The following is a 337-nucleotide window of genomic DNA, read 5'->3' as shown; positions in this document are numbered from 1 at the left end:
CAGGAAATCTTGTTTGATAAAAGGTTTCGTTAACCGGTGTGAGTTGCAGGCGGGCAATTTGACGGCTTCCTTGCATGGCTACATGAAGATTGCTTTCTTCGTTCTCTGTTTCTATGAAGGCTGCACTAATGGGCTGGTTCAGTCCTGGCAACTCACTGGCAGTGAAACGCGTCTTCTCTGAAAAAGATGAACCATTCCACTCTAATAAAACAATGACACTGGAACCTGTATATAACAGGGCTAATTCATCTCGACTGGGGTGGCGCACTACCTGAGCCAAGCCACAAAGATTCGTTTCCTGAGGGTTTTCAGGCCAGCTTGTTACTACTTCTCCATT

General features: G+C 46.0%; 1 protein-coding gene. It reads right to left on the bottom strand.

What is annotated here, in order from left to right; genetic code table 11:
• Positions 1–337, bottom strand: a 337-nt coding sequence (locus CWC28_RS22210; RefSeq protein ID WP_171038376.1) for a hypothetical protein, incomplete at both ends; no start/stop codon positions are given.

Origin of the sequence: Pseudoalteromonas sp. S4492, assembly GCF_005886115.1 — a bacterium.
Lineage (GTDB): Bacteria > Pseudomonadota > Gammaproteobacteria > Enterobacterales > Alteromonadaceae > Pseudoalteromonas > Pseudoalteromonas gelatinilytica.
This window is presented reverse-complemented; position numbering and strand designations above follow the sequence as displayed.